The sequence below is a fragment of the Noviherbaspirillum sp. genome, assembly GCF_035254685.1.
GTDB lineage: Bacteria > Pseudomonadota > Gammaproteobacteria > Burkholderiales > Burkholderiaceae_D > Noviherbaspirillum.
This window is the reverse complement of sequence record NZ_DATFAI010000025.1, coordinates 39,832-62,200: the sequence shown is the minus strand read 5'-3', so window position 1 is coordinate 62,200 and position 22,369 is coordinate 39,832. Positions and strand designations below refer to the sequence as shown.

Below are 22,369 nucleotides of genomic sequence, written 5' to 3'. Positions count from 1 at the left end.
TTCGCGCGTCGTGGGAGCGATCGTCAGGTCAGAGGCAAGAGCCGCGGCGCCCGGCAGTCCGCCGATGACGAACAACACAATGAAAGAGGGATTCGATCTGGATCGTCTACAGGTCATGGTCAGCCGCCGCGGAACAGTCGCGATCTGCAATATGCATTAAAAGTTGCATTTCGTCACCAAGTTAGCGCACTTCCGCAAACGTTTCTGTAAAGAAAGGTAACGATTTGCCTTTAGCCTGCCAGCCAGCGAAAACCCGCTTGCCGGCGACTCCTCTTCGGCGTACAGTCCGGCAGTCACTTTCTTTATGTAACCAAGAGTACATGCGCGCAGGCTAATCACTACCCTGCCCCTCGCCAGCCGGCCAACACACGTTGCATGAATGCAACGACCGCCCGGGCATGAAAAATAACCATATTGTCAGCAAGGTAAATTGCTGATAATGGGATGTCCGTGCGGACTGCACTACCACTGAGCTTTCATGGGATATTCTTTCAGGTCCACGCTTTACCGGTCGCGCCTCTGCGTGGCGATCGTCCTGCTGGTGTATGCGCTGACCGCGGCCGGGATTATCTGGTATTCGGAAAAGGCGCGCGTCCGGCATGAACGGGCACGGGTGTCTTATCTGGCCGGCGAACGCGCGTTCGCCATCCAGTCCAACATCGAACAAGCCATGTCGTCAGCCTTTGCCCTGGGAAGCATGGTGCAGCTGACCAAGGGCGACCTGAAGGAATTCGAACGTCTCGCCAATACGCTGCGCGCCTTCTATCCCGGCATATCCGCGCTCGAACTTGCGCCCGGCGGCGTGATCCGGCACATCATTCCGCTTGCCGGCAATGAACGGGCCATCGGGTACGACGTGCTTTCCGAACCGGTAAGCGAAAAGGAAGCCATGCTGGCGCGCGACAGCCGCAAGCTCACCCTCGCCGGCCCATTCCCGCTGGTCCAGGGCGGCCTGGGAGCGGCCGGGCGGCTGCCCGTCTTCGTCAGCGACGAAAAAGGCGCCGCGCAGTTCTGGGGATTCGTGATCGTGCTGATCCGCTTTCCGGAGACGTTGGCACCGGCCCGGCTGACGGAGCTGACGGAGAGCGGCTACGACTACGAGATCTGGCGCACCCACCCGGACACCGGCAAGAAACACATCATCGATGCCTCCTCCGGCCGGCAGCTGATCGATCCGGTCGAGCGGACTGTGCAGGTGCCGAACGCTACCTGGACCCTCGCCGTCGCGCCGGTCAATGGCTGGCTCGACGCCAAGGCGCTCTCGATCAAGGTTGCGCTTGCGCTGTTCATTGCCATCATTGTCACTGTCATGACGGTCACATGGCGGCAATCGCATCCCTAGCAAGCCTCACTTTTTTTGTTGCATCCGAGAACTAAGCTTGAAAACAGGAAACTAAGCTATCTTTGGAGGCAACATGCAAGATCGCGAGACACAAACCGCCGAGGGTACGAACCTGTTCGTGCGCCTCATGAAAAAATTGTCCGGCCAGAAGACCGTCGTGCCGGCGAGCGAACACCGCGTCGTGCGACGTGAACCGCGCTCGCTATCGATCGTCGAGGTAACCGAAGAACTGCTGCGCCAGACGGGCAAGTGAAAAATCGGCGCTGGCGCGTGATCCGGCCAGTACCGGCGCTTGAGGAAAGACGAACGCCGCGCACCTCGCCGTCCTCTGCGTGCAGGGCATCAAAAACGCTCTTCTGAAAATGGATATACTTGCACGATATTCAACGGAGGAAGCCATGCCCATCACCCTGTACGCCGCGTCGATTCCTGTCTTCACGCAGATGCTGCACAGTCTCGACGACGTCCTCTCCAAGGCTGAAGCCCATGCCAGCGCGAAAAGGATAGATCCGCATGCATTGCTGCAAGCACGCCTTTTTCCCGACATGTTTCCGCTGATTCGTCAGGTGCAGCTGGCGAGTGATTTTGCCAAGGGCACTTCGGCACGCCTGGCGGGCGTCGCCGTTCCCGCGTATGAGGACAATGAACAAAGCTTTGCCGACCTGCATGCGCGCATCACAACGACACTCGCCTTCATCGAAAGCCTGTCGCCGGAGCAGATCAATGGACGCCCCGATCAGGAAATCGTGATCCAGCCCGACACGCCGCGCGAGCGCCGCTTCTCCAGCCAGTCGGTGTATCTGATGCACTACGGTCTGCCGCAATTCTTTTTTCATGTCACGACCGCGTATGCGCTGCTACGGCACAACGGTATCGAGATCGGCAAGCGCGATTTCGTCGGCACGTACTGAAGCGGAAATCGTTCAGCCAATAAAAAAACCTGCGAGCAACCGCAGGTTTTTTTCGGGATCGACGATTGCGTCAGAGACGTTCGATCACTGCAGCAATGCCCTGACCGCCGCCGATGCACATGGTGATCAGGCCATAGCGCTTGCCGGTGCGGATCAGTTCATACAGGCACTTGATGGTAATGATCGCGCCGCTGGCGCCAAGCGGGTGGCCGAGCGCGATCGCGCCGCCGTTCGGGTTGGTGCGTGCCGGATCCAGGTCGAGGCCACGGCAGACGCCCAGCGATTGCGCGGCGAAGGCTTCATTCGATTCGATCACATCCATCGCGTCCAGGCTCAGGCCAGCGCGCTTCAGTGCAAGCTGCACGGCAGGAATCGGGCCGGTACCCATGATGGACGGATCGACGCCAGCCACGCCGTAGGACACGAGACGTGCCAGCGGCTTCAGGCCGGCGCGCGCCGCGGCGCCCGCTTCCATCAGCACGCAGGCTGCCGCGCCATCGTTCAGGCCGGACGCATTGCCGGCTGTGACAGTGCCACCTTCCTTCTTGAACGCAGGCTTGAGCTTGGCCAGCGACTCCATGGTGGTGTCAGCCTTCGGATGCTCGTCGGTGTCGAACAAAACCGTTCCCTTGCGGCCCTTCAGTTCCACCGGCACGATCTGCGACTTGAAATAGCCGGCAGCAATCGCGGCCAGTGCCTTCTTCTGGCTCTCCAGCGAGAAGGCGTCCTGCTCTTCGCGCGTGATGCCGTATTTCTCCGCGACGTTCTCGGCGGTGATGCCCATGTGACCCGCACCGAACGGATCGGACAGCGCGCCCACCATCATGTCGATCATCTTGAAGTCGCCCATGCGCTGGCCCCAGCGTGCGGCCTGCGCCGAATAGGGCGCACGGCTCATCGTTTCCACGCCGCCGCCGACTGCAACTTCGGTATCGCCGAGCTGGATCGCATTGGCTGCCGTCACGATGGCCTGCAAACCCGAGCCGCACAGCCGGTTCAAGGTCAGCGCCGCCGATTCCTTGACCATGCCGGCATTGACGCCGACCACGCGCGAAACGTACATGTCACGCGGCTCGGTATGGATCACGTTGCCGAACACGATCTGACCGGCTTGCGCGGCCTCGATGCCGGCGCGTACAAACGCTTCCTTGACTACCAGAGCGCCCAGGTCGCACGCGGAAATATCCTTCAGCGAACCACCAAAGCTGCCGATCGCGGTACGCGCTGCGCCGACGATCACCACATCCTTCGTATTTGCCATCTTCTCTCCTAGTTCAAATTGTTGGCGAAAATTCCTTTGTGCGCCGGCGCCGGGAGCCATCGACCCTTCTGCGGCAGTGCAGCATACGGATGATACGCCATTTGGCGAATCGGGTTCTGTCGCACCCGGGACATTCCCGGATTCCCTTGGGAGGAGGTGGGGAAACTGCAGCGGAAAGGCTGGACAAGGCGTAACTTTTCAGCCTCCCGCGCCGCAACAATTATTGATGACGCTTCTGCTTCTTCCCGCCGCCGGCGCCCTGGCTGGAGCCGGCCTTGGTGTGGCTCTTTGCGTCGTGGCTGCTCTTGTCGCTCCTGCCGGAACGACCGTCCACGGACCTGCATCGGCCTCGGTGGCCGAGCTCATCTGCTTTGCAGGGGGGGGTTCATGCTGTCCATGTGTCACATCTATTATTGCCACAAGGTCAGACAAGGGAGACAGTAGACAGCACGGCGCCACGACAAATCCCGCGCGCGAAGCAATACGTCCTATCCGCCGTGCGCGCGGAACAGCGCGAGCGTGCACTGGCGCGCGAGCCTTGCACTCTCTTCGTGGTAATCGCTGCGCCGGTCCGAATTGAAACCATGGCCGGCGTCGTACACATGGACCTCCACTTCGGGATGCAGGGCTTTCACCTGGTCGATGCCTTCGAGGGGAATGCTTTGATCGTGGCGGCCGAAATGCAGGATGACCGGGCAACGCGGTGTTTCGCTGGACAGTCGCGGAATCATGCTGCCGTAGTAGGCGGATGCGGCGGACAAACCGTTGCAGCGGCAGGCGGCCGCCCACGTTACCGAGCCGCCATAGCAGTAGCCGATAATGAAGATCGGCCCCTTGCCTTTCAACTGGTCGATGCAAGTTTGCGTATCAGCGACGGACAGGTCGAAAGGATGCAGTTCGCGCATGATCCTGATTGCCATTTGCCGGTCTTCCGGGCTGTAGCTTGCCTGCAATCCCGGCGCCTCACGGTCGAAGAGCGCGGGCGCCAGCACTTCATAGCCCTCGGCGGCGTAGGCATCGCACTGCTCCCGGATATGTTCAGTGACGCCGAATATCTCCTGGATCAGTACCAGCCCACCGCGCCGCGGCCCTCGCGCTTCGACGTGATACACGCCGACGGCAGCACCATCGCTCATGGTCATGGAAATCATTTTTCCTGCGTCAGGCATGGCAACTCCGCCTTTCTGGCGCGCTCGGTCTGTCAAGACGCGCAGTATATCTTCCAGTAAAAAATTGCATGCAGTGCTACGCCCGCCGCACCAGGCGCAGCACCAGCAGGAGCACGATCGCGCCGACGGTTGCGACAATGATGCTCCCGAGCGTTCCCCCGCCTGCGGAGAAGCCGAAGGTGCGGAACAGATAACCGCCGATGAATGAGCCGACGATGCCGACTACGATATCACCCAGCACGCCGAAGCCGCCGCCCACGATCGCGCTGGCAAGCCATCCGGCGATCAGGCCAATCAGGATGAACCAAAGGAATTCCATGTTTGTCTCCTCAAGGAAAGTTGCAGGCGGCACAGGGAAACGGTGCCCCTCATAACATAGAAAACCAACCCGGGAAACAGTTCACGGCAGCGCAATGCAGTCTTGCCGCAATGCTGCGGCAAGACAAATGTGTCAGGCACGGCGATCGATGTGCGCCACATCTTTCGCAAAGGCATTCGGCGTATCCGTACGCCGCATCCCTGCGAAAAGCCCGGAGGCATGCCCGGCAATGAAGTTCCGGCCGGTGGCCGGCAGATCCTTGAGGAACCAGCTCAGCATCACCGGATCGAGCGACATCGCGCGCAGCAGCCGTCCACGTTCGCCTGTGTCGGATATCAGCTGCTGCCAGCAGCCGGGGCGGATCAGCGGGAACCTTGTGTAAGCGGTGCCCGACGTCAGGCGGCGAACGCCAATGGCGCCCGGCGCGGGAATGATGGCCTGCGCAACGAAGTTCAGGCCGCACCACACGGAAGCCGTCAGCGATGCCCAGAACCGCGGGTTCGATTCGATCAGGTAGAGTTTTCCGGTCTTCGCATCGATGCGGGCATCCACATGCATCACACCATGGTATTCGCTGGCGCGGCACATCCGTTCCGCCATCGCTTCCAGTTCAGGATTGCTGCAGAACACGATGCTCGCACCATGCACCTGCTGGATCGCGAGCGCTGCAAGCCGCCCGCCCAGTGCGAGGAAACTCACGTCGATATCCTCGCCGTCGATATACTGCTGCGCAATCAGCGCGCCATAGTCGTAGGCATCATTGTTCAGGATTACCTCTTCGAATTCCGCCTTGCTGTGCACGATTTGCACGCCGGTCGAACCTGCCAGGCCGATCGGCTTGACGACGAAGGGGCTGCCGAGTTCGGCGGCGATGGCATCATGGTCCAGTTCGTTCTTCGCAGGAATGAAGCGCGTCTCCGGAACGGCCAGCTCATTGCGCGTGCAGAACTGGTGGAAGGTCCACTTGTTGTCGAACATGTCGAGCACGTCCATCTCGGGAATGGGCGTGACAGGCAGCATCAAGCGGTCGCGCACGCGATTGACAAGGCGGGTGCCGTCGCAATCAACCGGAATCAGGATGACATGCGGACACGTCTTCACAATGTCATTGACCAGGTCGACGAAGCGCTCGTCATCCGTTCCGCTCAGGTCGATGGTGACCTGCCGCTTGCAGAGCGCGGACCATCGCAGCACGGTCGTCTCCGGACCACCAATCACGATGCACTTGGCGTCGGTGAAACTGCGGATCGCTTGCAGCACCGCCGATGTCACACGCCTGCACTTTCCCAAAACGATGAAGTTGATCATGTTCTTTTCGCAGCCGGCTCTGTTGAAGAAGAAATGTCGCTTGGAAGTTAATGTACGCGGGAATGCATCTTGCTGATTGATGATCCGCAAGCTTGTTACCACGCGTCTTCTGCAGATAAGCGAACGCATTTCACGTCGGCATTAAGGCCGAAAGCAATGAGGAAAAGCAATGACGCGTAGCAAGCGCATGACCGTCGGGAACATTTCTTTCTGCATTGATACAATGCCGAAATCGGGGAAGGTACAGGATGAATGCAGACATGCGCTTTCATCCTCTCTCCCTCCCCCGCAACTTCCAGGGAGGCAGCGTTGAATTCCACCGGACAAGGCAAGCTCATCGTTGACGGTCTCGCATTTGCGGAAGCACCGCGCTGGCATGACGGCGCGCTGTGGTTCTCCGACTTCTACACGCACAAGGTAAACCGCATCGATGCCAGCGGCAGGATGGAAACCATCGCCGAGGTGCCGGGCCAACCCTCCGGGCTGGGATGGACGCCAGACGGACGGCTGCTCGTGGTATCGATGAACGACCGGCTCCTGCTGCGGCAGGAGCCGCATGGCATGACTGTGGTTGCCAATCTCGAAGCACTGGCGCCTTCGCACTGCAATGACATGGTCGTCGACAGCCGCGGCCGCGCCTACATCGGCAACTTCGGCTTCGACATGATGATCAAGGAGCCGGTGCGGCCGACCGTATTGATCCTCGTCACGCCTGATGGCGCGGCGCGCGTCGTGGCCGATGACCTGCTCTTTCCCAACGGCTGCGTGATCACGCCGGACGGAAAGACGCTGATCGTCGCCGAAACCTTCGGTAATCGCCTGACCGCTTTCGACATCAGCGAGGATGGCTCTCTTTCAGGGCGGCGCGTATGGGCAGAGCTTGGCAAGGCATCGCCGGACGGGATCTGCCTCGATGCGGAGGGAGCGGTGTGGGTGGCTTCGCCGCCGACCGCGGAATTCCTGCGCGTACAGGAAGGCGGCACGATCAGCGAGCGGATCGGCGTGAGCAGCCAGGCGATTGCCTGCGCGCTGGGCGGCGAAGACCGCCGCAGCTTGTACATGGTGATCGGACGTGTGTCACGCGCGCCGCGCGCGCTGGCGGAGCGCAGCGGGCGCATTGAGGCGGTGCGGGTACGCGTGCCGGGTGCCGGCCTGCCCTAGGGCCGGATCACCCCGGCTTGAAGGAATAATAGCTAGCCGCATTGCCGGGCTGTTCCAGCGACATGGCGTGCATGGTGGCGTGCGTCGTGGCCTGTGACGCGGCCTGACCCATGATCGACTGGAAGGAGACGCGGCCGCCCTGCAGCTGTTTGGGTGAACGCCCGAACCAGCGCTTGCAGGCACGGCAGAACGCGCTCGGATCGGAGAAACCGAGCTGGAAGCTGAGCTTCTTGAGCGACAGCTCGCCCTTGCTGAGATACTGCTGCGCGATCTCGCGTCGCGTGTCGTCGACCAGCCGCGTAAAGTTGGTGCCCTCTTCCGCCAGGCGGCGCTGCAGGGTGCGCTCGCTCATCATGAGCTGCCTCGCCACCTGTTCGCGCTGCGGCTCGCCGTCGGGCAGCATGTCGGCCAGCAGTGCCTGCACTTTAGTGCTGAAGCTGTTGGAGGGCTGCGGTGCCTGCTCCAGCCGGGCGAGCATGCGCAGCGTCCAGTTGCGTTGCGACTGCGCCAGTTCGGCCAGCATGCGCAACGCCCAGTCAGCCGCCATCGGATGCGCCGTCGGAATGGTCGCGGTAAGGCCGGCCTCCTCGAATTCCATGCTGTTGGTCGGCGCGTCGAAGCGCACCTCGCAACCGTAGGCTTCGCGGTAAGCCTGCTCGTTCTCCGGCCTCGGGAAGACATAGTTGACCAGCACGGGCCGCACATCGTCGCGTCCCGCCGCCGTCTGCAAAGTGCGTAGCACCAGGCACCACACGAAGTCGTAGTGCTGCTGCGGCACCTTGCGCTGCCCTCCGGGCAACTGGAGGCTCACCCTGATCCGTCCGTCGAGGTACTCGATGGTACTGTTGACGGCCGGCGACACCAGCGGCGTGTAGCGGACCATGTTCTCGATCGCAGTCCTCACGTCCGGCGATGCGCGCATGATGTGTCCCATCAGCCCCGAACGGTCGAGCGACTGCGGCAGCGCCACCTTCAGGCCCAGCAAGGGATCACCCGACACCTGCACCACAAGGCCCCACAGGTGGCTGAGCTTGTCCGATAGCGTCAACGCGTCATCCGTCATGCATTCGCCATCATCAAGCCCCACCTGGCGGCACAGCGCGTCGATGTCGAATCCGCGCGTTGCGAGACGGGACTTGATACCACGTACCAAATCAATCGCCGACGAGTATGTCATGCTGCTTCCCTCACTGAAGATGCAATCCTCATGCTGCCGGGTTCTTGTGCCCGGTCATCCATGTCCTGACCAGAGATCCGCTGGAGACGGCGCTGAAGACCGTTCAAGGCATCGCCGCCGCGCGCAGGCGCGAGGCAATGCGCTGACGCAGGTCTTCCAGCTTCGGATCGATCTGCGAACGCGTTTCGGCGGCGAGCTTTTCGCCCAGCGCCTTCTGCATGTCGGGCACCATCGCCTCGAACTTGCGCTTCACCGGCGATTCGAAGATGCTGATGATCTGGCGCAGCTCGTCCTCGCTGAATTTTTCCGCCAGCATCGGCTCGATGGTGGATGGCACGATCTTGTTCGTGTTGTCGCGCACCAGGGGTCCATTGGCTTCGAGGAATTTCCTTGCTTCCGCCGTGATGTCCTTCATCGCGGCATCCTGCTTGTCCTGCGGCACGCGCCCCTGCAGCACGGCGCGTGCCTGCGCCACGGCTTCCGCGACCGGGCGCTCCAGCATGGATTCGCCGAGCGCGTCGACCTGCCATAGCTGCAGTACTTTGTGCACGAGTTCCTTTTTTGCCGGCGCAATGGCGGCGTCGGCGTTACCGGCGGTGGCTGCACTGGCCGCGCTCGCGGCGATCATGACGGTGATGGCGATGATGGATTTGAACATGTAAACACTCCTTTAAAGATCGGTCGCGTTCATGATGAATACGACACTAGAAACGCTTGGTGAAGCTGAAGCCCAGGTACCGGACGCGAATGCCGCCGGCCACATCCAATCCCGCGTAGGGGTTGTAGACAATGTTGAAAAAATTCGTGCAGTTCAGGTTGCAGCTGGTGCCGGCCGGCGCGTTGAAATCGCCCTTCATGTAACTGGCCGTCAGGTTGATGTCGGTATCCTTGTTGATCTTGTAGTTCATGCCCACGCTGTAGAGCTTGGTGTCGGGCAGCGGCGCGACGAGGTCGATCTTGTCGGCCGGGATCGAGCTCTTGCGCGGCTCGTAGCCAAAGCGCAGCAGCAGCTTGTCGCTGACCTTGGTCTGCATGCCGAAGCCCCAGTGGATCACGCTCTTGTAGCCGCGCGGCATGCGCAGCTGGGTGGAATCGGTGATGCCGAACATGCGCGCCACTTCGAGCAGCTTGATGCTCTGGTCAAACTTGAGCGTGATCGCATCCCAGCTGCCCCAGTCGGTGTAGTTCGCATCGACGTTGAACTGCAGCCGTTCGGTCGGCTTGAGCTTGAAGCCGACCTGCAGGTGCGACGGAAAAGGAATGGTGGCCGTCACGTTGCCGTTCTGGATCGCGGGAATCGACTGCGGCATGCCGAGCGTCGCCGCGATGATCGGCCCCATCAGGCTGGCGTACAGGCCCTCGACGAAGCGGCGGATCATCGGATCGGTCTTGAATTCATAACGGCCGCTGTAGCGCGTCTTCGAACCGCCCTGGTAAGCCACGCCGAGCGCGAACCAGTCCTTCGGCTCCCACAGCACGCCGAGGTTGATGGTCGGATCGAGCGGCGCGGTCATGTCGAACTGGAAGTTGGCCGCGCGCTTGAACGGGCTGAGGCGTCCTTCATTGCCGCCACTGCACAGGCCAGGGCCGAGCGTGTCGAGCAGGTTTCCCCCGTCCTTCGGGCACCAGCCGTTCTGCACCTGGCCGGTGATGCCGATCAGCGTGTTCGGCATGCGCATGTCGGTGTTCAGCACGAAGGCGGCATGCGCGATCGGTACCGCAACACCGACACTCAAGGTATCCGACACTTTCCAGCCGACCGCCGGCGATGCGAGCACGAAACGCTGGATGTGGGTGACCTTGCCGTCGAAGTTGCCTGGGTCGTTCGGATCGGTGCGGGTGATGCTCATCGCCTGCGACACGTAAGTGTTCGTGCCGAACGTGAAGGGCGAACCCTCCTTGTTGTAGGAAATGCCTGGCCCGCCGGCCACCGCCGCCGGCAGGCGCGCGCCGAGCAGGCCGATGCCGGGAACGTACAGCCGCTGCTTTTCCTCGCCGGTGTGCGTGCCGTTCACCGGGTCCTGCTTCCAGCCGCCGATGTCGAAATCATCGGGCTGATGGAACGATGCGTGCGTGCGGATCGATGCCACGAACAGGCTCTGCGTATGCTGCTCGCCCTTGAGCCGTGCCAGGCCGGCGGGATTGAAATGGATCGACTCAATGCCCGGCGGATCGGCGACCACGGCATTGCCGAGCGACATGGCGACGACACCTGTCGCGAGGTTGTCCGTGAGCGCCGCATGGGCTGGGGGCAATCCGCCCAGCAGGCAGGCGGCAGTCAGAAGCCCGGCGCGCGTGCGGCGCCTTGTCACCCTTGTCACCCTTATCAGGCGAGTCTTCATCGCTGCGTCACCCCGCTCAGAAGGACAACGGCATGCTCATGCCGAGGCTGAAGTTGGGGGAGTCCGCCGTCAGGCCGATGCCCGCCGTGAAGTTGAGCGTGGTCTTCGGCGATATGCGGTAACCGAGCCCGAGGCTCAGCACACCGGCCGTCTGCGTCTTGGTGCGGAACTCGCTGCCGTTGTCGAAGTGCAGCTTGGTGCCGCGCGAAATCGTTTCCTGCACCGATACCGAGGTTGAAATGCCGTAGGACAGCGCATAGGCGAAGCCGAGGCCGAAGCTGATGCTCGCGCCCGGATCGACGCGATTGAGCACGAGGTTGCCGTCGCGGCGCTGCGACAGATGCTTGGCCGCCGTGCTGTAGGACGCGTTCAGCGAGCCGAACAGTGCGACGGGATCGACGATGTGGTTGACGTTCACGCCGGCGGTCAGCGTGGTCACGCCGGAGCCGGTGGCCAGCCCCTGGTTCGGATCGACCTTGAACGGGCTGCGCCCGGTCGGCAGGCGCACGTTGCCGGTGAATGTCATCGACGGCCGTCCGCGATGCGCTTCCCATGGCTGGAAGCGCGCGCCGATGCCCATGTCGCCCAGTGAATGCGACAGGCCGGAGCTCGCCGGCGTCTCGGAATACTTGCTGACCAGCGGCAGGCTGAGGCTGGCGGTAAGGTTGTCGCGCACGCCGTAGTCGACCGACAGCGTATTGGTGATGATGTGCGAACTGTCGTTCTCGATGTTGAAGAGGGTGAGCGAGCCGTCGGCGAAATTGGCGTTGATCTTTTCCTGGCCGATGTAGGTGTAGTTGAAGTCATACGTCGTCTGCACCTGTCCGCGCCGGATCAGCGAGTACTGCTTGTCCACCGCGGTGAGCGTCTGCTTGAGCAGCGTGGTCTGGTCCGCGTCCCCCTCCTTCTGCTTGAGCGCTTCGCGGGCCGCCGCCGTGCCCGGTGCATCGCTGGCCGGCGAAGAAGAGCTTTGCTGCGCTTGTGCGGGCAATACCAGAGCGGCGGCAATCAAGCCCAATAGCGAATGAATCTTCATGACAACTCCCTTAGAGATGGATGTAATGGCAGGGCGCGGGTCCTGGCTGTTACTGTCTGCGCAGGTAGGTACCGCCCATGCCGGAATTGAGAGCACGTTCGAGCATATGGGTAGGGCCGAACGGCTGGAGGCTGGCGACATCCCGTACGCGGTCCGTGTCGATCACGCCCAGTTCCTGATCGGTCAGGGCGAGTTGAGCGACCGGCGGCCGGTCCTTGGGGGGATACAGGATAAAGAGTGTGTTGCGGTCCCACAGCGACGCGAATTCGTCCACGTTGAACACGATGTTCCCGGCCGACGGATCGGCGATGTAGACGAGCTCGCCGCGAATGCCGCGCAAGACGACAAAGTGCTTGGAACCGGCGTAATCGATCGGCACGATGGCCGGATGGTCGAGCTCGCGCAGGTCCTTGATTTCGGCGCGAAAGCCGGCACTGTTGACGCCCAGCGAAGCGACATAGCGTTTCATGTCGAGCAGCGAGAAGCCGCGGCGCTCGATGATCTTCTCCTTTTCGCCGCGTTCGAGCATGCCTTCCATCGCCTGCTGCTCGTTCACCTTCAGGCCGAGGTGATAGTTGAGGATGGTGACCAGCGCCGCCGAGCCGCAGCTGTAGTCGAACGCCTGGCGCACGATGTGGCGGTACTTCAATTCGGAGAAGGGTTCGAGCCTGACAGACTCGGTAAGCGGGCCGGCACCAACGGCAGAGAGCGGCAGCTCGAACTGCTCCTTCGGACGGTCCGCGGGTTCGAAGCGCGACGTCGCGCCGGCACCTGCGATCAGATAGGCGATGGCGCCAAGCACGATCATGAACATGTAGCTGTCCCCTTCATGTCTACTCCTTGAGTGTGGAAAGCGTGGCGTCGCGATGTCCCTCGCGTTCGCCGCAACTGCTGCTGCACGGCTTGAAAATTTTTTGATTCCCGGCAGGCTTGCGAAGTGGGATTAATGTACGAGGGACTTGCTGTCGCGAACTCATCCGATCGGACGAGACGTTCTTGCGCGGCATCAAGCGGTACTCATTTGATTGCCGTGTGGACCTTGATTAATTCTGGCGAGAAATGATTTTGCATGCCCAAAAGCATGACTTCGCGGCCATTTGCATGGCAATCGCTTGCCTTTGCGACGCCAGGAAAATGACCGCAGGAAATGTCAGCGAAGAGGATCAGCGACTGCCGAGGAACTGCGCGGTTACGAAATGATGCAAAGCTTGCGTGCGAGAGAGATAGCTTCGGTACGGTTATGCGCGCCGAGCTTGAGGTTGATGTTGCGCAAATGTGTTTTCACGGTCGTGACCGAAACGAAAAGTTTTTCCGCGATCATCTGGTTGCCATTGCCTTGCGCCAGCAGCATCAGCACATCCAGTTCGCGACTGGTCAGTTCGGTTTCCGCGGCAAGATGCGCCTTGGCCGGGGCGCCGGCCGCAACAGGCTGGGGAACGAGCGGCGAGCGCATGCCTTGCTGCGGAGTGCGCAGGATCCTCTCGGCGAAGGCGAGCAAGGCCAGGTTCTCTGCATTGGCCACATCCTTCGTGCCTTCCAGCATGTCGCGCACCAGCGCCAGCAGCGTCGGCCCCTCGTCCTTGAAGACGCGCACGAAACCTTCCGCCATCGCGTCCTGCAGGGTTTCGCGGATGGCGCGCAAGGCCGGGTTGCGTTGTCCCGAAAGAGACAGGGCGAGCGCATACAGGACCTTGACGCGCAAGGCATAGCGCAGCCGTCCGCGGCCGTAGGCATCCTGCAGATGTTCCTTAAGCAACGGCAACACGCTGGTCGCCTGCCCGGAATGGATCTGCAGGCGCGCGCCGCCAAGGAACGGCGTTTCGATATCGTCCGCGATCATCTGCAAGCTGCGCCGCTGCCATGCCGGCGCGTTGCCAACCAGCGCAAGCAGCGCCCGCGCGGATTCCATGTTGTCGTCGAGGATGGCCAGGCGTGCTTGTTCCAGGCGCGCCATGTCAACGATGCGCGGCAGCATGCGCGCCATGCCAAGATGCTCCAGTTCAAGCAGCGTCTGCAACGCGTCGGTTGCGTTACCTTCGGCGCGCAATATGCGTGCGTGAATGAGGTGACTTGCGATGAGCTGGTCCGGAATGCCGGCGTCCTTGACCAGCGGCAGGTATTGCTTGAGCAGGCGCCGCGCTTCGCCCAGCGAATCCATTTCATACAGCACTTCAGCGAGGTACAGGCTGGCGAAGCCGCTGTCGGCACCATGCCGCGGCTCGGGCAGGTCGCCGCCGAAACCAACCAGGGCGCTGTAGCGCGCGCTGGCGGCGCGCATGCGCAATTGCGATTCGTCACCGATCAGCGCCAGCAGGCGCGCAATCGCGGCGCGCAGTTTGCCTTGCGCCAGGTCCAGCATGCTGCGCACGTAGCCTGCCACCGCGATGCCGAACAGCGGGCCGACCGCCGGCTGCTCCTGTGTCGCCTGATCAAGCAGCAGGCGCGCATCCTGGAAGCGGCCGATGGTGGCGTAGTAATACGCGCAGCCGATCATCAGCATGCTGCGCAGCAAGGGTTCCTGCGCGGCGCTGCCAAGAATGTGCGGATCGTCCCACATCGGCGCGGTTTCCTGGATGCGGTCCATCATGACGAGACTGAAGGTGCGCAGCACATGATAGGTGGGATGCGGCAAGGGTGAAGCGCCGTCCGGATTGGTCACGGTTTCCAGCAACGTCAATGCCTCGGCGCTGCGATTGATGTGGATCAGCGCCCATGCATAGACCGACATCAGTTTCGGATGCCTTGCCATGCTGGAGCGGTCGAGCGCATCGCACCAGCGCACCAGCAGGCGCACCCGCCCCTGGAGGAACAGGGATTCGGCATGCTGTTCGAGCAGCTGCAGCACGAGTTCCTTGTCGCCGGACGCCATGGCGTGGTCGATCGCATGCGTCGCCCTGCCCTGTTCCATGTACCAGCTTGCCGCACGGCGATGCAGCACGGGCGCGAGGCCCGGACACTGCCGCTCCAGCTGGGCATGCAGAAATCCCGCGAACAGCGGATGGTAGCTGTACCAGTTGCACTGTTCGTCCAGCGCGGTAATGAACATGTTGGAGCGCTCGATTTCCTGGAGCATCTCCCTGCTGTCGCTGCGGCCCGTCACAGCATTGCAGCTCTCCGCATTGAATTTTTGCAGGATGCTGGTCTGCAGGATGAAGTCCTGGAGATGTCTGGGCTTCTGCGCCAGCACATCCTCCGCGAGATAAGAAGCGACGACCGTATTGGAGCCGGAAAAGGTCCGGATGAAACGCTTCGGATCGTCGCTGCTTTCCAGCGCGAGGGAGGCCAGCCACAGCGCGGCCGCCCAGCCGCCGGTGACCTGGTGCAAGCGTTCGACATCCTGGCTGTCGAGCCGCAGGCCGCGCTTGTCGCACAGGAACTGGCGCGTTTCTTCCTGCGTGAACCGCAATTGTGACGCGTCGATTTCGAGGAGCTGCTGGCGGGCCCGCAGGCGTCCGACGCTGAGCATCGTCTGTTCGCGCGAACCGATGACGAGCTTCTGCTGCGGACCGAGCAGTTCAGTCAGTTGTTGCACGACCGAGACCGCGGCGGGATTCTGCAGATGCTCGAAGCCGTCGAGGATCAGCATGAATGGCAAGGGCGTCGAGACGATGGCATCCATCAGGTCGAAGCCATCGCCCTCGCGCCTGGCCAACCCGCCCGCCAGCGCAGACTGCGCGTGACCGAGCTGTGCGAAGGCTTGGCTCAGGCAGCTCATGAAGCGGTCGAGGTCATTGTCCCCGGTGTCGAGCGTCAGCCAGACGATCGCATAACCGACGGCGGTGAACAGGTCGTAAATGTCGCGCAGCAAGGTAGTCGTGCCGAAGCCGGCCGGCGCCTGCACCAGGACCAGTTTTGCGCCGGTGGCCTGGCGGATGCGCTCGGTCAGGCGATCGCGTGCGACGAACGGCGCGCCCACCGTCGGCGGACGGAACTTGGATGGCGGCGAGCGCGGAACCGGCGGTTTTTCCCAAGGCGTATCAGGACTTGCTGCCATTCAGGTCACCCGAACATGTGGACGCTAAGACATCGGCAGTGCTGCCCTCGCGGCAGGACGCGCGAACGCAGATTGATGATGTAAAGAAAACGTGAGATTACCGAAGATTGTCCTTCAGGCCATAGAGTCTTTCCTCTAATCCTCGATCGGTCGTGCTTTTTCTTGCGTTGCAGCATACGCATTTAGACAGGAATAGGGATCACACCATGCGCGGCTGTGTGAAAAATCGGCTTGCCACGCCCTGCCGCTTGCGTTTTCTGTCGAAGGGGAAAAATTTTTTCCGCGTGGCTCTCGCGGCCAATGTTTTGGCTTCGACGGTAAGGGTGCCGTCCGCCGTTTTGGTATCGGCTTGCCCTACTATGAAGGCTCTTAGTATTGTTGAAATATTAAGAGCTGTGTACGGCGCTGGATTTCAAAGTTCGGCCGGCGGCGCAATCCGTCGACCTGGCAGCGCAAGAATGTTTCCACAAGAAACAGGGAGCCAGCGTTCGCGGCATATGAAGAAAAAAACCTTGTGAATAAATTTTTTTATCGAATTGGAGACTATATATGAAACTGGAACTCATCAAGAAGACTGCCATTGCCGCCGCTCTGTCTGTTGTTGCCGTCGCCGCTTCGGCAATGACCCCGATGCAGGATGAAAGCCTGAGCCAGGTTTCCGGCCAGGACGGTGTGTCCATCGCTGCAGACCTGAACCTGAAGATCGGTTCCTTCGTCTATACCAACACGACTGAAAACGCGTCCGTCAGCTTCAACAACATCCAGGCCAAGGGCGTGATCGCTGCAGCGATCGACGTGATCAACCAGACCACGTTCGCGACCGAATTCGTTGTCCCGAACGGCATCACCGCTCCGACCAGCTTCTACGGCGGTGGCGACGTGGTTCGCATCTCCCTGCCGGCTTCGATCGGCATCGATGCAACCAAGCTGCTGAGCGTGTCGGTTGATTCCGTCACCATGGGCGGCAGCCTGGCCGGCACGTCGTTCGGCAAGTTCGCCATGAACGGCATCGACATCCGCGGCACCAACGTGTACATGTGGGCACACTAATCAGCCGCCGCTGGCAACAGCGACCGGCCTGATTCAGCGCCCTCCCCCGGCCTCGCGCCGGGGGCATTCCAGGCAGTGCTTTCCGTCGGCCCCGAAGGTTGGCTAAAGGGTCGGCGGAAAGCACTCATCCGGCAAACCGCCCGGCGTGACTGACCCGTCCGCCACCTGCCCACCGTCGCCTTCGAAACCATGAGCGTGAATCGTTTTCGTCCTGTTTTGTTGAGCGCAGCCGTCAGCACGCTGCTCTGCGCCGGGTCCGCATCGGCGCAAATGCATGCCATGTCGGATCAGGAAATGTCCTCGACGCACGCACAGGGGCTTCTGCTGCTCGACAACAGCAGTTTCGGCGGCTTCGATTTCACCCGCATCACGCTGGGTGCGGACGTCACGCTGAACGCCAACTTCCGCAACATTCGCCTGGGCGAATACAACTACGCCGCGCGCAACGGCACTGGCGCCGACATCGACATGCCGCTGCTGCAATTCGGCCGCAGCGATGGCACCTATGACCAGCGCCTGGTGCAGATCACCAATCCGTATCTCGAATTCATCTATCGCAACGCGGCCAATGTCGCCCAGCGCGAAGTCGTCGGCATCCGCTTCGGCTTCGACGGCATCAAGGGCGATCTCGGGCTCACGCTGAACACGCTGAGCGGCTCGATGCTGGTCGACGGCGGCACAGCCGGCATGCTCGACTCGAATACCGATCCGGGCGGCGGCAAGCGCTGGGACGGCAGCTGCGCCGCGCCCTGTCTCACGCTGGCACAACTCGGTGGCGTACGCGCCGGCGACGTCAACGGCGCAAGCCGCGATTTCTGGATGTCAGTGCTCAAGACCGCCGTGCAATTCCAGCCGCCCGCCGGCCTTGCAGCGCCGCAACAGGCGCAGGCCGGGTTCTGGATGAACTGGCGCGACCGCCTCGCCGCCATCAACACCACCGGCACGCCACCTCCCAACCTGCCGTATCCGCACTGAGGTGCATCCGATATGGCAGCCAAACCCTTTTCCGCTCGAACGATCACTCGTGGAGTGCTCGCGCTGTGCTGCGCGACCGCGGGCGCAGGCGCATATGCGCTGCAGCCGCTCAACGACGCGACGCTGTCGTCCGTCACCGGCCGCGACGGGCTGAATTTCGACCTGTCCAACTTCGCGCTCTCGGGCGATGCGCGCTATACCTACTTCGCACCGGCGCCCTCGACGGCCAGCGCCTATATCGCCAATCCTTACCTGTTGCGCTCCGACGATACGGCCAGCCCGTTCGGCGATCCGTATCACGTGGAAGTGGTGAAAGGGGCTTCCGGCCTCGCCGACGTCATCAACTTCATGAATCCGCTCAATGCCAATGGCGCGAAGGTCTGGCAGGCCGCATTCGACTGGGGCGTGAATGCCGGCGGCATCGCCTTCGACGGCGGCGCCATGGTATTCAAGGATGCGGTGTTCTACGGCGGCGGCATGCAATGGACCACGCCGCGCAGCAGCGACGGCATCGCCTTCGGCATGTCGCTGCGCACCGACATTGGCAACGTCCTGCTGCGCCCGCGCGGACGCGGCGACATCACCCAGGCCGAGCCATCCACCGTTGCGGAGCAGATGAATATCCGTGGCGTGCATATCGGCGCGGTGGACAGCAACGGCAACTTCCTGAACACGCCGTGGCGCATCGCCGATGCCGCGACACAGCCCGGCGTCTTCAACGCGGTCACCGATACCGACGGCAATCCGCGACTGCATATCGGCATCGACTGGCCTGATGCGAGCGGCGCTGCGCTGGGCGGGCTGAAGGTTGACAACGTCTCCTTCCGCAGCGACGTCACCGGGAACTTGGATCTCGGCTCCAGCCGCATCGGTTCGATGCAGATCCAGTACCTTGATATCAAGATGAGGCCCTGAGATGAGAAAGACGTTGCTCGCCGCATTGGCCGTCCTCGGCTGCGCAGGCATGGCTTTCGCCCAGGCGCCGGTGCCGCTCGACGATGCCGCGCTGTCGCAAGTCAGCGGCGCCGACGGCGTCGGCTTTGCGATCCATCTCTCGCTCAACGATCCGACCCTGCCCAACCCGTCCACCGACAGCCGCATTTCCATGGGCTTCACGGTCGACGGCCAGACCAACTACGTCGTCGTCAAGAACCTGCACGGCGTGGTCGACATGGGAATGGTCAACGTCAGCGCCCATCCGCGGCCTGACGGCGGCGGGGATTACCTGGCGATCGGTTTGCCCGGCACCGTGAAATACACGAACTTCGGCTATGACTCACTCAGCGTGCAGACCAATCCGCTGGCGCCGGTCAGCGGCAATCTCGGCAGCGCCAGTATCAACGGCACGCTGTCCATGCAGGGGGAATTGCGGATGTGGGCGAAGTGAACGCGCGGATGAATGCGTGAATGAGAAAGGGCGCGCCGTGGCGCGCCCTGCATGATCGCGGAGAGGAATACCTCCGCCGCCGCTCAGTCCCTCAGTCCTTTTCCCTCGCCAGAGAAAGGAATTCGGTCCGCAGGCCAAGGTTGGTGCGCATCTCGCCCAGCAGCGCCGACGTCACCGTTTCCTCGCCCGGCGTCTGGATGCCGCGGCTCTCCATACACATGTGGCGGCAGCGGATCACCACGCCCACCGACAGCGGCTGCACATGCGTCATCAGCGCTTCCGCGATCTGTATCGTCAGCCGCTCCTGCACCTGCAGGCGCTTGGAGAAGCATTCCACCAGGCGCGTCAGTTTGGAGAGCCCGACGATCCTCCCGTTCGGCGTGTATCCGACCGTCGCCGTGCCGAAGAACGGCGCGAGATGATGCTCGCAGTGGCTGTAGACGGGAATGCCGCGCACGACGATGAGTTCGTTGTACTGTTCGGCGCCGTCTTCAAACACCTTCAGGATCTCGGCCGGGTCCTTGTCGTAGCCGGAAGTCCAGTCCCGCCATGCCTTGTCGACGCGCTTGGGCGTGTCGCGCAGTCCCTGGCGGCTCGGGTCTTCGCCGAGGTGACGCAACAGGCGGCGCCAGTCGCTTTCGGAAAAATTGTCTTCATCCATGTCGGGTTCCCTTTGTGTCTGTTGTGTATTGCAGGCGGCGGGCGCAGTACTTTGGCTCACCTTGACCCAAGTGGAGCGCTGCCGCTGCGGCAGTGGCTGGAACAGCTCGCATTGCCACTGCTGATGCGCAGATGATAGCACTCGCCGCGTCACTCCCCAGCGCAGCGTCATGGCGTGTCACGCGTCGTCGCGCGGCGCATCCCCGAGCCGCGCCAGCACACCGTTGACGATGCGGTCGCAGCGCGCGCCGTCGAAGGAGAACGCCTCTTCGAAAGCGAAATCGATTTCGCGTGAAAGCGATTCGCGCAGCAGGCCTCTCGCGCGGAAAAAGCGCGTGCGCACGGTGGCTTCGGGGATGCCGAGGCAGGAAGCGGTTTCCTCCACGCTCAATTCTTCCAGCGCGCGCAGCATGAAGACGGTACGGAATGCATCCGGCAACTCGTCGATCTTCTTTTCCAGCAGGCGGCGCGCTTCGCCGCGCAACGCCGCGCGTTCAGGTTGTTCCGGTGTCGATTCGCTCATGCTCGCCTCTGCCGCCTCGCTATCCCATTCGATGTCGCCATCCAGGCTGATGATCTGGGCCCGGCGGCTGCGTTTGCGGGAACGAGCAATCGCTTCGTTTACCACAATGCGCGTCAGCCAGGTGGAAAGCCGGGCGTCGCCGCGAAACTGCTCGATGCGCCGATAGGCAAGCAGATAGGCATCCTGCAGCACGTCTTCCGCTTCGGCATCATCCTTCAGCACGCTGCGCGCGGTGCGGTACAAGACGCGGTTGTAGCGCCGCATGAGGATCTCGAATGCCTGCTGGTCTCCGCCCGCAATACGGCGCGCGAGCTCTGCATCCGGCATGTCCTTGTCCATTGTCGTCCTGGCTGGCTGTTGCATGGCCTTCCTCCCGTTTTCCAGTGAATTCAGGACATTAGATGACGGCAATCTTTGCCGCGTTCCCGCTCAGGACCTCAATACTTCCTGAGCCTGAAATCATGCTGCAGCACGATCGCGGTCGATCCGATCAGGCTGCTCAGGCCAAGCACGAACTGCGTCAGCGTCGTACCGGGCAAGGCCCAGAACTGGCCCTGCGGGGCCGGCACGTTGGTCGCCGCGGTGATAACGGGTGCGACCCACTCCGCTTCCGGCGTCACATCGAGCAGGATGTCGCCGTCGGCGGTGGTGTGCATGAAAATCTCGCCGCCGTGTTCGAGACGGAAGCAGATGCCCTGGCCGGCCGGGTTCGCCTTTTCAATCGTGCGCTGCAGCTCCCGGTTGTAGTTGTCGATCCAGGCTTCCACATCATAGGTCGTTTTCAAATCGATCCATGGCCGCTCCGCGCCCTGGTTATCATTCTGGACACTTTCCTTGTCGTGCATCTTCCACCTCGGTAATGTGCCGGCGGGAAACGGCGTTCCGCGTCCCGGCGGCGATTTCCGCGTAGTTTCCCATAACAAACCGGGTTCTGCTGAGCGCAGCGAACCGCGCGCCCGGCCACACGTGTTGCCGTTTGACATCGATTTGTGTACTGGCATTGGCCGCAAGCAAACCACGTGCAACTATCGTGAACTTTCTGCTATCCAATGGTCTTACATTCCAATTCGACAATCACAACCAACCGGATGCAGCGGCCCATGAACCCGATCTCCGTCGACAACGTCGTCAACGCATACCGTTTCTACGCCCCTCACTATGACCGCCTGTTCGGCGCGGTCCTCGAACCCGGAAGGCGCGCCCTCACCCAGGCCGTGTCCGCCATGCGGCCGTCGTCGATACTCGAGGTCGGCGTCGGCACCGGCCTCACCCTCTCGCGTTACCCGGCCAGCTCGACCGTGGTCGGCATCGACATCTCTGACGACATGCTCGATATTGCGCGCGAACGCGCAGCGGCACTGAAGGGACGAAGTATCCACCTGGCCGCGATGAATGCCGAGGCGATGGATTTTCCGGACGGCTGTTTCGACTGCGTGGCGATTCCCTACGTGCTGTCGGTGACGCCGCATCCCGAGCGCATGGTCGCGGAGATCCGCCGGGTCTGCCGCAAGAACGGCACGATCCTGATCCTGAACCACTTCAGCGGCAGCCGCTTCTGGTGGTTCCTCGAACGCATGGTGCGCCCTCTCTCCAACAAGATCGGCTTTCGCTCCGACTTCTGCTATGACGAGCAGATCATGAAATACAACTGGGAAATCATGTCAGTGAAGAAAGTCAATTTCCTCGGCTTGTCCAGATTGGTGGTGATACGCAATACCTGACCCACCAAGGCTGCTTCATCGCGGACGCCCTTC

At 61.9% G+C, this 22,369-nt stretch carries 22 protein-coding genes; 9 read left to right on the top strand and 13 right to left on the bottom strand.

Features of this window, described 5'->3' with window-relative positions; all coding sequences use genetic code 11:
* Positions 1–478: 478 nt before the first annotated feature.
* From VJ698_RS12120 to VJ698_RS12110, 3 genes are all read left to right on the top strand, one after another.
* Positions 479–1,342, top strand: coding sequence for a CHASE domain-containing protein (locus VJ698_RS12120; protein WP_324103020.1), 864 nt, complete (start codon positions 479–481; stop codon positions 1,340–1,342).
* A gap of 73 nt (positions 1,343–1,415) precedes the next feature.
* On the top strand, positions 1,416–1,595 hold the full coding sequence (locus tag VJ698_RS12115) for a hypothetical protein (protein WP_324103019.1): 180 nt from the start codon (positions 1,416–1,418) through the stop codon (positions 1,593–1,595).
* Between the two features lie 145 nt (positions 1,596–1,740).
* Entirely contained in the window at positions 1,741–2,253 is a 513-nt protein-coding gene (locus tag VJ698_RS12110; RefSeq protein WP_324103018.1) for a DUF1993 domain-containing protein, read from the top strand.
* Between the two features lie 70 nt (positions 2,254–2,323).
* On the opposite strand, the gene VJ698_RS12105 is transcribed toward VJ698_RS12110, so the two are convergent.
* From VJ698_RS12105 to VJ698_RS12090, 4 genes are all read right to left on the bottom strand, one after another.
* Positions 2,324–3,514 carry an acetyl-CoA C-acyltransferase family protein gene (locus VJ698_RS12105; protein WP_324103017.1) on the bottom strand — a complete coding sequence of 397 codons (1,191 nt, stop codon included), beginning with the start codon at positions 3,512–3,514 and terminating at the stop codon, positions 2,324–2,326.
* Positions 3,515–4,002: 488 nt separating this feature from the next.
* Entirely contained in the window at positions 4,003–4,683 is a 681-nt protein-coding gene (locus tag VJ698_RS12100; protein ID WP_324103016.1) for a dienelactone hydrolase family protein, read from the bottom strand.
* A 76-nt stretch (positions 4,684–4,759) separates the two neighbouring features.
* Entirely contained in the window at positions 4,760–5,002 is a 243-nt protein-coding gene (locus VJ698_RS12095) for a GlsB/YeaQ/YmgE family stress response membrane protein (protein WP_324103015.1), read from the bottom strand.
* A gap of 132 nt (positions 5,003–5,134) precedes the next feature.
* A complete protein-coding gene (locus tag VJ698_RS12090) occupies positions 5,135–6,310 on the bottom strand; it encodes an ATP-grasp domain-containing protein (RefSeq protein WP_324103014.1) in 1,176 nt (391 codons plus the stop codon).
* 309 nt (positions 6,311–6,619) lie between these two features.
* Here VJ698_RS12090 and VJ698_RS12085 point away from each other — a divergent pair, with 309 nt between their 5' ends.
* The gene (locus VJ698_RS12085) at positions 6,620–7,471 is read left to right on the top strand and encodes an SMP-30/gluconolactonase/LRE family protein (protein ID WP_324103013.1); all 852 of its coding nucleotides are present in this window, start codon (positions 6,620–6,622) and stop codon (positions 7,469–7,471) included.
* Positions 7,472–7,478: 7 nt separating this feature from the next.
* On the opposite strand, the gene VJ698_RS12080 is transcribed toward VJ698_RS12085, so the two are convergent.
* From VJ698_RS12080 to VJ698_RS12055, 6 genes are all read right to left on the bottom strand, one after another.
* A complete protein-coding gene (locus VJ698_RS12080) occupies positions 7,479–8,648 on the bottom strand; it encodes an AraC family transcriptional regulator (protein ID WP_324103012.1) in 1,170 nt (389 codons plus the stop codon).
* Positions 8,649–8,751: 103 nt separating this feature from the next.
* Positions 8,752–9,306, bottom strand: a complete 555-nt coding sequence (locus tag VJ698_RS12075) for a DUF2059 domain-containing protein (protein WP_324103010.1) — start codon at positions 9,304–9,306, stop codon at positions 8,752–8,754.
* Positions 9,307–9,352: 46 nt separating this feature from the next.
* The gene (locus VJ698_RS12070) at positions 9,353–10,960 is read right to left on the bottom strand and encodes an OmpP1/FadL family transporter (protein ID WP_324103009.1); all 1,608 of its coding nucleotides are present in this window, start codon (positions 10,958–10,960) and stop codon (positions 9,353–9,355) included.
* A 46-nt stretch (positions 10,961–11,006) separates the two neighbouring features.
* The gene (locus tag VJ698_RS12065) at positions 11,007–12,026 is read right to left on the bottom strand and encodes a transporter (protein ID WP_324103008.1); all 1,020 of its coding nucleotides are present in this window, start codon (positions 12,024–12,026) and stop codon (positions 11,007–11,009) included.
* A 49-nt stretch (positions 12,027–12,075) separates the two neighbouring features.
* On the bottom strand, positions 12,076–12,840 hold the full coding sequence (locus tag VJ698_RS12060) for a C39 family peptidase (protein ID WP_324103007.1): 765 nt from the start codon (positions 12,838–12,840) through the stop codon (positions 12,076–12,078).
* Positions 12,841–13,215: 375 nt separating this feature from the next.
* The gene (locus VJ698_RS12055; protein WP_324103006.1) at positions 13,216–16,020 is read right to left on the bottom strand and encodes a LuxR C-terminal-related transcriptional regulator; all 2,805 of its coding nucleotides are present in this window, start codon (positions 16,018–16,020) and stop codon (positions 13,216–13,218) included.
* A 549-nt stretch (positions 16,021–16,569) separates the two neighbouring features.
* Between VJ698_RS12055 and VJ698_RS12050 the strand changes: the two genes are divergently transcribed.
* The 4 genes from VJ698_RS12050 to VJ698_RS12035 all read left to right on the top strand — a co-directional run bounded on the left by VJ698_RS12050 (position 16,570) and on the right by VJ698_RS12035 (position 19,432).
* Positions 16,570–17,070, top strand: coding sequence for a DUF6160 family protein (locus VJ698_RS12050; protein WP_324103005.1), 501 nt, complete (start codon positions 16,570–16,572; stop codon positions 17,068–17,070).
* Between the two features lie 294 nt (positions 17,071–17,364).
* Positions 17,365–18,045, top strand: a complete 681-nt coding sequence (locus VJ698_RS12045) for a hypothetical protein (protein WP_324103004.1) — start codon at positions 17,365–17,367, stop codon at positions 18,043–18,045.
* 12 nt (positions 18,046–18,057) lie between these two features.
* Entirely contained in the window at positions 18,058–18,960 is a 903-nt protein-coding gene (locus VJ698_RS12040) for a DUF6160 family protein (protein ID WP_324103003.1), read from the top strand.
* Position 18,961: 1 nt separating this feature from the next.
* Entirely contained in the window at positions 18,962–19,432 is a 471-nt protein-coding gene (locus VJ698_RS12035; RefSeq protein ID WP_324103002.1) for a hypothetical protein, read from the top strand.
* A 91-nt stretch (positions 19,433–19,523) separates the two neighbouring features.
* Here VJ698_RS12035 and folE read toward each other — a convergent pair whose 3' ends face one another.
* The 3 genes from folE to VJ698_RS12020 all read right to left on the bottom strand — a co-directional run bounded on the left by folE (position 19,524) and on the right by VJ698_RS12020 (position 21,460).
* A complete protein-coding gene (folE, locus tag VJ698_RS12030; protein ID WP_324103001.1) occupies positions 19,524–20,093 on the bottom strand; it encodes a GTP cyclohydrolase I FolE in 570 nt (189 codons plus the stop codon).
* A 177-nt stretch (positions 20,094–20,270) separates the two neighbouring features.
* Positions 20,271–20,978 (bottom strand): RNA polymerase sigma factor, encoded by a 708-nt coding sequence (locus tag VJ698_RS12025; RefSeq protein ID WP_324103000.1) that lies wholly within the window; start codon positions 20,976–20,978, stop codon positions 20,271–20,273.
* Positions 20,979–21,052: 74 nt separating this feature from the next.
* A complete protein-coding gene (locus tag VJ698_RS12020; protein WP_324102999.1) occupies positions 21,053–21,460 on the bottom strand; it encodes a hypothetical protein in 408 nt (135 codons plus the stop codon).
* 255 nt (positions 21,461–21,715) lie between these two features.
* Here VJ698_RS12020 and VJ698_RS12015 point away from each other — a divergent pair, with 255 nt between their 5' ends.
* Positions 21,716–22,336 (top strand): class I SAM-dependent methyltransferase, encoded by a 621-nt coding sequence (locus tag VJ698_RS12015; RefSeq protein ID WP_324102998.1) that lies wholly within the window; start codon positions 21,716–21,718, stop codon positions 22,334–22,336.
* Positions 22,337–22,369 lie beyond the last annotated feature (33 nt).

Coding starts and splice junctions, on each gene's coding strand:
- VJ698_RS12035 (WP_324103002.1), top strand. CDS start 18,962: ATGAGAAAGACGTTGCTCGCCGCATTGGCCGTCCTCGGCTGCGCAGGC.
- VJ698_RS12015 (WP_324102998.1), top strand. CDS start 21,716: ATGAACCCGATCTCCGTCGACAACGTCGTCAACGCATACCGTTTCTAC.
- VJ698_RS12065 (WP_324103008.1), bottom strand. CDS start 12,026: ATGAAGATTCATTCGCTATTGGGCTTGATTGCCGCCGCTCTGGTATTG.
- VJ698_RS12115 (WP_324103019.1), top strand. CDS start 1,416: ATGCAAGATCGCGAGACACAAACCGCCGAGGGTACGAACCTGTTCGTG.
- VJ698_RS12120 (WP_324103020.1), top strand. CDS start 479: ATGGGATATTCTTTCAGGTCCACGCTTTACCGGTCGCGCCTCTGCGTG.
- VJ698_RS12110 (WP_324103018.1), top strand. CDS start 1,741: ATGCCCATCACCCTGTACGCCGCGTCGATTCCTGTCTTCACGCAGATG.
- VJ698_RS12100 (WP_324103016.1), bottom strand. CDS start 4,683: ATGCCTGACGCAGGAAAAATGATTTCCATGACCATGAGCGATGGTGCT.
- VJ698_RS12055 (WP_324103006.1), bottom strand. CDS start 16,020: ATGGCAGCAAGTCCTGATACGCCTTGGGAAAAACCGCCGGTTCCGCGC.
- VJ698_RS12020 (WP_324102999.1), bottom strand. CDS start 21,460: ATGCACGACAAGGAAAGTGTCCAGAATGATAACCAGGGCGCGGAGCGG.
- VJ698_RS12045 (WP_324103004.1), top strand. CDS start 17,365: ATGTCCTCGACGCACGCACAGGGGCTTCTGCTGCTCGACAACAGCAGT.
- VJ698_RS12080 (WP_324103012.1), bottom strand. CDS start 8,648: ATGACATACTCGTCGGCGATTGATTTGGTACGTGGTATCAAGTCCCGT.
- VJ698_RS12075 (WP_324103010.1), bottom strand. CDS start 9,306: ATGTTCAAATCCATCATCGCCATCACCGTCATGATCGCCGCGAGCGCG.
- VJ698_RS12025 (WP_324103000.1), bottom strand. CDS start 20,978: ATGCAACAGCCAGCCAGGACGACAATGGACAAGGACATGCCGGATGCA.
- VJ698_RS12060 (WP_324103007.1), bottom strand. CDS start 12,840: ATGTTCATGATCGTGCTTGGCGCCATCGCCTATCTGATCGCAGGTGCC.
- VJ698_RS12040 (WP_324103003.1), top strand. CDS start 18,058: ATGGCAGCCAAACCCTTTTCCGCTCGAACGATCACTCGTGGAGTGCTC.
- VJ698_RS12090 (WP_324103014.1), bottom strand. CDS start 6,310: ATGATCAACTTCATCGTTTTGGGAAAGTGCAGGCGTGTGACATCGGCG.
- folE (WP_324103001.1), bottom strand. CDS start 20,093: ATGGATGAAGACAATTTTTCCGAAAGCGACTGGCGCCGCCTGTTGCGT.
- VJ698_RS12050 (WP_324103005.1), top strand. CDS start 16,570: ATGAAACTGGAACTCATCAAGAAGACTGCCATTGCCGCCGCTCTGTCT.
- VJ698_RS12105 (WP_324103017.1), bottom strand. CDS start 3,514: ATGGCAAATACGAAGGATGTGGTGATCGTCGGCGCAGCGCGTACCGCG.
- VJ698_RS12095 (WP_324103015.1), bottom strand. CDS start 5,002: ATGGAATTCCTTTGGTTCATCCTGATTGGCCTGATCGCCGGATGGCTT.